This window comes from Kitasatospora sp. NPDC059722 (genome assembly GCF_042733235.1).
Lineage (GTDB): Bacteria > Actinomycetota > Actinomycetes > Streptomycetales > Streptomycetaceae > Kitasatospora.
Genome location: NZ_JBHWGD010000023.1, coordinates 1 through 7,731 on the forward strand (window position 1 = coordinate 1; position 7,731 = coordinate 7,731).

The 7,731-nt window shown below is 74.5% G+C and carries 5 protein-coding genes; 2 read left to right on the top strand and 3 right to left on the bottom strand.

The window, feature by feature from the left end; translation table 11 throughout:
• Nucleotides 1-122: 122 nt before the first annotated feature.
• Both ACFV4F_RS17105 and ACFV4F_RS17110 read right to left on the bottom strand, forming a co-directional pair.
• On the bottom strand, nucleotides 123-755 hold the full coding sequence (locus tag ACFV4F_RS17105; protein WP_380503181.1) for a YdcF family protein: 633 nt from the start codon (nucleotides 753-755) through the stop codon (nucleotides 123-125).
• 95 nt (nucleotides 756-850) lie between these two features.
• The gene (locus tag ACFV4F_RS17110) at nucleotides 851-1,819 is read right to left on the bottom strand and encodes a cytochrome c oxidase assembly protein (RefSeq protein ID WP_380503184.1); all 969 of its coding nucleotides are present in this window, start codon (nucleotides 1,817-1,819) and stop codon (nucleotides 851-853) included.
• 184 nt (nucleotides 1,820-2,003) lie between these two features.
• On the opposite strand from ACFV4F_RS17110, the gene ACFV4F_RS17115 reads away from it, so the two are divergent.
• The gene (locus tag ACFV4F_RS17115) at nucleotides 2,004-2,942 is read left to right on the top strand and encodes an NAD-dependent epimerase/dehydratase family protein (RefSeq protein ID WP_380443724.1); all 939 of its coding nucleotides are present in this window, start codon (nucleotides 2,004-2,006) and stop codon (nucleotides 2,940-2,942) included.
• A gap of 202 nt (nucleotides 2,943-3,144) precedes the next feature.
• On the opposite strand, the gene ACFV4F_RS17120 is transcribed toward ACFV4F_RS17115, so the two are convergent.
• On the bottom strand, nucleotides 3,145-4,770 hold the full coding sequence (locus ACFV4F_RS17120) for a protein kinase (RefSeq protein WP_380503187.1): 1,626 nt from the start codon (nucleotides 4,768-4,770) through the stop codon (nucleotides 3,145-3,147).
• 304 nt (nucleotides 4,771-5,074) lie between these two features.
• On the opposite strand from ACFV4F_RS17120, the gene ACFV4F_RS17125 reads away from it, so the two are divergent.
• Nucleotides 5,075-7,486: a ricin-type beta-trefoil lectin domain protein gene (locus tag ACFV4F_RS17125; RefSeq protein ID WP_380503190.1), complete on the top strand. Its 2,412-nt coding sequence runs from the start codon at nucleotides 5,075-5,077 to the stop codon at nucleotides 7,484-7,486.
• Nucleotides 7,487-7,731: the final 245 nt, after the last annotated feature.

Below are 7,731 nucleotides of genomic sequence, written 5' to 3' on the forward strand. Positions count from 1 at the left end.
GGCGTGCGCGCGCCTCACCCACACTACCCCAGCGCGGGCCCCCCCGGGCCCCTGCCCGGCGGCGGTGTCCCCCCCGGGCGGCCCCCCGCCCCCCCGGTCCCCGCGGCCCCCCGCCCGTCGTCTCACCACCAGCAGAGGGCGATCAGGACCAGGAGTGCGACGGCGGCGGTGTTGAGCCGCCGGTACGCCAGGGCCGTCGCGACGGCCTCCCGCAGCAGCAGGTACGGCCCGTGGGCGAGCAGCCCGTCCGCCGCCGCGACCCGGCCGGGCGCACCGGCCCGGCGGGCGGCGGTGGCCGAGCGCAGGACGTGGAAACCGCTGGTGACGACGGTGCACCGGTACCCGGGCCGCTCGGCGGCCATCAGGGCCGCGCTGAAGCGCAGGTTCTCGACGGTGTCGGTGGCCCGCTCCTCGCGGCGGATCCGCCCGGCCGGGACGCCCCGGGCGAGCAGGTAGCGGGCCATCGCGGCGGCCTCGGTGCACTCCTCGTGCGGCCCCTTGCCCCCGGTCACCAGCAGCAGCGGCGCGTGCCCGGCGGCCTCCTCGGCGGCGAACCGTTCCAGCGCGGCGTCCAGCCGAGCCGCGAGCAGCGGCGTGACGTCGCAGCCGTGCAGTCCGGCGCCGAGGACGACGACGTAGTCGGCGCCGACCGGCACGGGCTGCCGGCGGTAGTGCAGCGCCCGGCCGAGGAAGCCGAGCAGCCACAGCAGGGCGTACCCGCCGAGCAGGACGGCGACGATCAGGAGGACGTGCATACCTCCTCGAACGCCTACGACGGAACCCCCGTTCCGGACGGTGGTCCGGGACGGGGGTTCCGTGACGTACGCGACGCGGCGGGCCGCGGCCGGCCTCAGCCCGCGTCGGCCGCCGGGCGCTTCCCGCGCTGATCGAGCGAGGCCAGGTACGCGTTGTACGCCTCCAGCTCGGCGTCGCCGCTGCGCTCCTCGGCGCGGTCGGCGCGGCGGGCCTTGCGCTGCTCGGAGCCCATCCACTGGTAGACCAGCGCGATCAGCACGATCGCCGTCGGGATCTCGCCGAACGCCCAGGTGATGCCGCCGGCGAGCTTCTGGTCCGCCAGCAGGTCGGTGCCGGGCGGGGCGCCCGCGGTGGTGAAGGTGCTGACCAGCTGGTGGTTGGCCATCATCACCGCGACGCCGAAGAAGGCGTGGAACGGCATGCCCATGAACAGCTCGATGATCCGCATCACGTGGCCGGGGCGGTTCGGGCCCGGGTCCACGCCCATGATCGGCCAGAAGAACACCAGCCCGGTGGCCAGGAAGTGCACCATCATGAAGATGTGCCCGGCGCGGTACTGCATCAGGAAGTCGAACAGCGGGGTGAAGTAGACCCCGTACAGGCTCGCGATGAACAGCGGGATGGTGAACGCCGGGTGCGAGATCACCTTGACGTAGCGGCTGTGCAGGAGCGCCACCAGCAGCTCGCGCGGCCCGCGCGGGCGCCCCTTGCCGGCCGGGCGCAGCGCGCGCAGCGCGAGCGTGATCGGGGCGCCGAGGAGCAGCAGGATGGGCGACAGCATGGACAGCACCATGTGCTGGATCATGTGCGCGCTGAACAGTGCCATTCCGTAGTCGTTGAGTCCGCTGCAGGTGACGAGGATCACCGAGCCGACGCCCAGGGCCCAGCCGACGGTGCGCCCGACCGGCCACTTGTCGCCGCGGCGGTACAGCCGGACGACGCCGAGCGCGTACAGGCCGAGGGCGACCAGGCAGCCGGCCAGGAAGACCCAGTCGGGGGACCAGGTCCACACGTTGGAGAGGGTGAACGGTCCTAGCTGGGTCATCCCGCCGTGGTGGTGCATGCCTGACATTCCGTCGCCCATCGGCGGGTCCCGCTTTCCGTCCTGGTGGCCCCCGGTGGGGTCCGGTTCGCCCGTTTTGCTTGGCATACAGCCTAGGCGGGCCTTACCCCCGGCCGTGCCCCGCCCCCTCCGTGCGGGTGGGCGCGTCTCACTACAATGAGCGGCCTGACGGAGGGGGTGGGCGGTGACCTCGACCACGGGGCCCCGGATCGCGATGACGGGGGCGACGGGCTTCATCGGCTCGGCGGTGCTCCGGGCGTTGGACGGTTTCGAGGTCCGCGCGCTGGCCCGGAAGGTCCCCGCCGTGAGCGGCCCGTCCTGGGTGGAGGGCGACCTCGCCGACGAGGAGGCCCTCGCCGAGCTGTGCGACGGCGCCGACGTCCTGCTCCACTTCGCATCCCGGATCTCCGGCACCGCCGAGGAGTGCGAGGAGGTCAACGTCCGCGGCACCGGGGCCGTCATGGCCGCCGCCCGCCGGGCCGGGGTCTCCCGGGTCGTCCACCTGTCCACCGCGGCCGTGTACGGGCCGGGCCCGCACGCGGGTGTCGGCGTGGACGAGGTGCCCGCCGTGCCCGCCTCGGAGGCCAGCCGCACCCGGCTGCTCGGGGAGCGGGCCGCGCTGGCCGCCGGGGCCGTCGTGCTGCGGCCCGGCGTGGTGACCGGCCCGGGGGACCGCTGGGTGGTGCCCGCCGTGGCCGAACTGGTCCGCCGGGTGCCGGTGCGCTGGGCGGGCGGCGGGGCCCGGCTCTCGCTCGTCGACCGCGCCGACCTGGCCCGCCTGGTCGTCGCCGTCGCGACCGCCGAGCCCGCCGTGCCGTCGGGCGTCCACCACGCGAGCCACCCGGAGCCCGTCCGCGCCGGGGAGCTCCTCGACGCGCTGGACGCCCTCGGGCTGGTCCCCGCGCCGGCCGGCCCGGCTGTCCCGTGGGAGGAGTGCCGCCGCCTGCTGGCCGCCGCGCCGGGCCGCGTCTCGGAGCGGCAGTTCGCGATGATCGCCCTCGACCACTGGTACCGCAGCGACGACATCTGGTCCCTGGCCGCCTGCCCGCCCGGCCCGGGGCCGCTCGCCCGGCTCGTCGCCGCCGCGGACTGGTACCGCGCGGTGCTCGCGGCGACGGGCTGAACCGCCCTGGCCGGAAGGTCAGTCGGCCCGGCGGTAGTGGTCGACCGACACCTTGACCGGCCCGCCGCGCGGTGCTCGCGGCGATGGGCTGAACCGCCCTGGCGGGAAGGTCAGTCGGCCCGGCGGTAGTGGTCGACCGACACCTTGACCGGCCCGCCGCGCGGTGCTCGCGGCGATGGGCTGAACCGCTCTGGCGGGAAGGTCAGTCGGCCCGGCGGTAGTGGTCGACCGACACCTTGACCGGCCCGCCGCCCGGGGCGGCCGACAGCAGCCGGACGACGGCCAGGTCGCGGCCGTCGTCCTCGCGGACGCAGAAGGCCCGGCCGGTGAGGGTGGCGAAGTCGAGCCGGGAGGCGGGTTGGGAGCCGAGCCCCTTGAGGCAGTCGGCGGTGCCGAGACTGCTGTCCGTGCCGACGTAGGCGTCGCTGCCGTCGGCGAGGAGGAACTCGCTCGACGTCCGGGCGAGGTACCAGGACGCCGTTCCCTCCGGTGCGACCGTGCCCTTCCGGAGGTCGAACTCGTCGTTGCGGTCGGACGAGGTGAGCGCGGTGCCGGTGTACACGGCCGTGTAGACGGGAGCGGTGGCCGGCGGGGCCTCCGGGTCGGTCGCGCTCTCGACCGTGCGGTTGTCGGCGGCCGGGCGCCCGTCGTCCGTGCGGTGGACGAGGAGGAACGTGCCGGCCGACCCGAGGGCGAGGGCGGCCGCGGCGATCAGGGCCGTCCGGCGGTGGGAACGTCTGCGGATCGGCGCGGCCACGGGAGCGGCCACGGGGGCGGCCACGGAAGCGGCCTCGGGGGCGGCCACGCCGTGGTCCACTTCGGGCGCGACCGGTGCCAGCGCCGTCGCCCCGTCGTGCAGCGGTGGCGCGGGGACGAGGACGGTCGGCGCTTCGGAGGGGGCCCGGGGCAGGTCGCTGCGCCGGGCGATCTCGGCGTGCACCTGCGGGGGCAGCCAGCCGTCGGCGAAGCGCGGGTCCCCGACGACGGCGGGGTGGCCGTGGACGGCTTCGATCACCTGGGCCGTGGTCGGACGGTCCTCGGGCCGCTTCGCCAGGCACCAGCCGATGAGGCCGCGCAGGGAGGAGGGCACGAGGGCGAGGTCCGGCTCCTCGTGGATCACCCGGTAGAGGGCGCCGGCATCCGTACCGCCGCCGAAGGGGGGTGCGCCGCCGGCGATGTAGGCGGCCAGGGCGCCGAGGGCGAAGACGTCGGTGGCGGACGTGGCGCGCAGGCCCCGGGCCTGTTCCGGCGCCATGAAGCCGGCGGAGCCGATGCGCAGTCCGGTGCTGGTGAGGGCGGCGGCGTCGACGGCGCGGGCGATGCCGAAGTCGATCACGCGCGGGCCGTCGGCGGCGAGGAGGACGTTGCCCGGCTTGAGGTCGCGGTGGACGACGCCGGCCGCGTGGATCGCCTGGAGGGCTTCGGCGATGCCGGCGACGAGGAGCAGGACGGTCTGCTCGGCGAGCGGCCCGGCGCGCCGGACCACCTGGTGGAGCGAGGGGCCGGGGACGTAGGTGGTGGCGAGCCAGGGCACGGCGGCGTCCACCCCGGCGTCGACGACCTGGGCGGTGTAGAAGCCGTGGATCAGGCGCGCGCTGGCGACCTCCTGGGCGAAGCGCTCCCGGAACTCGGGGTCCTCCGCGAGCTCGGGCCGGACCACCTTGAGGGCCACCGGCCGGCCGCCGCGCGTGTACGAGAGGTACACCCGGCCCATCCCGCCGGACCCCAGCCGTGCGAACAGCCGGTAGCCGCCGACCGTGGCGGGGTCGTCGGCGGTCAGGGGCTGGAAGGCGGCGGTCGGGAGGGTGTCGGCCTGGTGCTCGGGCATCTGGGGCTCTCTCGGCGGGGCGCGGAGGACACGCGGGGTCGTAGGAATGGCGCGCGACCACCGGGGGAAGGGTCGCGCGCCACGCCCGGACAGTCTCCCGCCACGATGCTGAGGTTTTGATGAGGGCCGTGACGTCGGGGAGTGGCAACACAATCGCTCAGAAATCACCGCGATCGGACATGGCTGGCCAGGGTTCGGCAGGAATCCGATGTTTGATGTGGTGTCAGATTGTTGATTGGTGTTGGAAGTTGGGTCTACGCTCCTGCCCGGTCATCCCCTCGCCAATCCGTCTCAGGAGACGCCCATGGGTCGCAGCTACCAACCCTCGAAACTCCGCACCGCCCTCGGCGCCCTGGCGCTGTTGCTGGGCGCGCTCGGCAGCCTGGCCACACCCTCCGCCGTCCACGCCGCCACGCCGGTCCAGACCGCCGTCACCGTCGACGGCACCCGGCCCGGCCTCACCTTCGACGGGATCGGGGCCATCTCCGGCGGCGGCGGCAACTCGCGCCTGCTGGCCGACTATCCGGAGCCGCAGCGCAGCCAGGTGCTCGACTACCTGTTCAAGCCCGGCTACGGCGCCTCGCTCCAGGTGCTGAAGCTGGAGATCGGCGGCGACACCAACTCCACCGACGGCGCCGAGCCCAGCATCGAGCACACCAGGGGCACCGTCGACTGCGACCAGGGCTACGAGTGGTGGCTCGCCGAGCAGGCCCTCGCCCGCAACCCCGGCATCACGTTCTACGGCCTGTCCTGGGGCGCCCCCGGCTGGATCGGCGACACCGGCAGCGGGGGCAACTTCTGGTCCCGGGACACCATCGACTACCTGATGTCCTGGATGGGCTGCGCGGACCGGCACCACCTGGCCGTCTCCTACCTCGGCGGCTGGAACGAGCGCGGCTTCAACGCGGCCTGGTACGAGAACCTCAAGAGCGCGCTGGTCTCCCACGGTTACGGCGCCACCAAGGTCGTCGCCGCCGACGACTCCTGGGCCGTGGCCGACGCCATGGCCACCGACCAGGCCTTCAGGAACGCCGTCGACGTCGTCGGCGTGCACTACCCCTGCGGCTACCTCGGCTCCTTCACCAACTGCCCCAGCACCGCGAACGCCCGGGCGCTCGGCAAGCCGCTGTGGGCGAGCGAGAACGGCTCCGAGGACGCCAACGACGGTGCCCCCGCGGTCGCGCGCGCGATCAACCGCGGCTACCTCGACGGCCGGATGACCTCGTTCATCAACTGGCCGGTCATCGCCGCGCTCTACCCGAACCTGTTCTTCTCCACCGCCGGCATGTCGATCGCCGACCAGCCCTGGTCCGGCAGCTACACGATCGGCAGGACCACGTGGGTCACCGCGCACACCGCCCAGTTCGTCCAGCCCGGCTGGCGCTACATCGACTCGGCGGGCGGGTACCTCGGCGGCGCGCGCGCCAACGGCAGCTACGTGACGCTGAAGTCACCGAACACCACCGACTACAGCACCGTCATCGAGACCGCCGACGCCACCGCCGCCCAGACCGCGAACTTCACCGTCACCGGCGGCCTGTCCACCGGCACCGTGCACGTGTGGTCCACCGACCTCGGCTCGGCCGACCCGGCGGACTGGTTCGTCCACACCCAGGACGTCACGCCGCAGGGCGGCTCGTTCGCGCTGACCCTGCGGCCCGGCCACGTCTACACCGTCACCACCACGACCGGCCAGGGCAAGGGCGCCGCCACCCCGCCGGCCCCCGCCGCGCTCGGACTGCCGTACGCGGACGACTTCGAGACGCCCGCCACGACCACCTCGCCCAGGTACTTCACGGACATGAACGGCGCCTTCCGGACCGTCCCGTGCGGCGGCGGCCGCACCGGCACCTGCCTGCGCCAGATGGCCCCGGCGACGCCGATCCGCTGGACCGACGAGCCGTACGACGCCCCGTACACGATGATGGGCGACGGCAGCTGGGCCAACTACACGGTCACCGCCGACACCCTCTTCGAGCAGTCGAGCACCGTCGAACTCCTGGGCCGGGTCAACCAGCAGGGCCGCAACAACAACGGCCTGAACGCCTACCACCTGCGCGTGAGCGACACCGGCGCCTGGTCCATCGACAAGAGCGACACCAGCTGGAACTTCACCACCCTCGCGAGCGGCACCACCACCGCCCCCGGCACCGGCAGCTGGCACACCGTCGCGCTCTCGATGCAGGACACCACCCTCACCGCCGCCGTCGACGGCGTCACGGTGGGCAGCGCGACCGACGGCAGCTTCACCAACGGCCAGGCGGGCCTCGGGGTGACCGGCTACCGGACCGACCAGTTCGGCAACTTCGCCCTCACCCCGGGTACCCCGACGACCCACACCGGCCCGATCACCTCCGCGCTGCCCGGAAAGTGCGTCGACGACAACGGCGATTCCAGCGCCAACGGCACCGCCGTCCAGCTCTGGGACTGCAATGGCGGCGGCTCCCAGGTGTGGACCTGGTCCAACGGCACCCTCATCCACGGCGGCAAGTGCCTCGACGTGACCGGCGCCGCCACCGTCAACGGAACCCCGGTCGAGCTCTGGGACTGCAACGCGGGCGCCAACCAGCAGTGGACGCCCCAGCCGGACGGCACCCTCAAGAGCACCCAGTCCGGCCGCTGCCTCGACGACCCCGCCCTCGCCACCGCCAACGGCACCCGGCTGGCGATCTGGGACTGCAACGGGGGCACCAACCAGCAGTGGAAGCTCCCGTAACCCGCCACATCGCCCGGGCCCTCGCCCCCGCCACCGGCAACGGCAGCCGGGGGCGGGGGCCCGGCTACCTCCGGGGTCACGGGCGGGGGACGCCAACCCGGGCCACCGCCGGAGCGTCCTCCGGACGCGCGGGAGCCCCCCGGGGGGGGGGCCCCCCGGGGGGGCGGGGGGGGGGGGGGGGGGGGGGGGGGCCGGGGGGGCGCGGGGGGGGGGGGGGGCGCGGGGGGGGGGGCGGCGGGGGCGCC

Coding starts and splice junctions, on each gene's coding strand:
- ACFV4F_RS17105 (WP_380503181.1), bottom strand. CDS start 755: ATGCACGTCCTCCTGATCGTCGCCGTCCTGCTCGGCGGGTACGCCCTG.
- ACFV4F_RS17110 (WP_380503184.1), bottom strand. CDS start 1,819: ATGCACCACCACGGCGGGATGACCCAGCTAGGACCGTTCACCCTCTCC.
- ACFV4F_RS17120 (WP_380503187.1), bottom strand. CDS start 4,770: ATGCCCGAGCACCAGGCCGACACCCTCCCGACCGCCGCCTTCCAGCCC.
- ACFV4F_RS17125 (WP_380503190.1), top strand. CDS start 5,075: ATGGGTCGCAGCTACCAACCCTCGAAACTCCGCACCGCCCTCGGCGCC.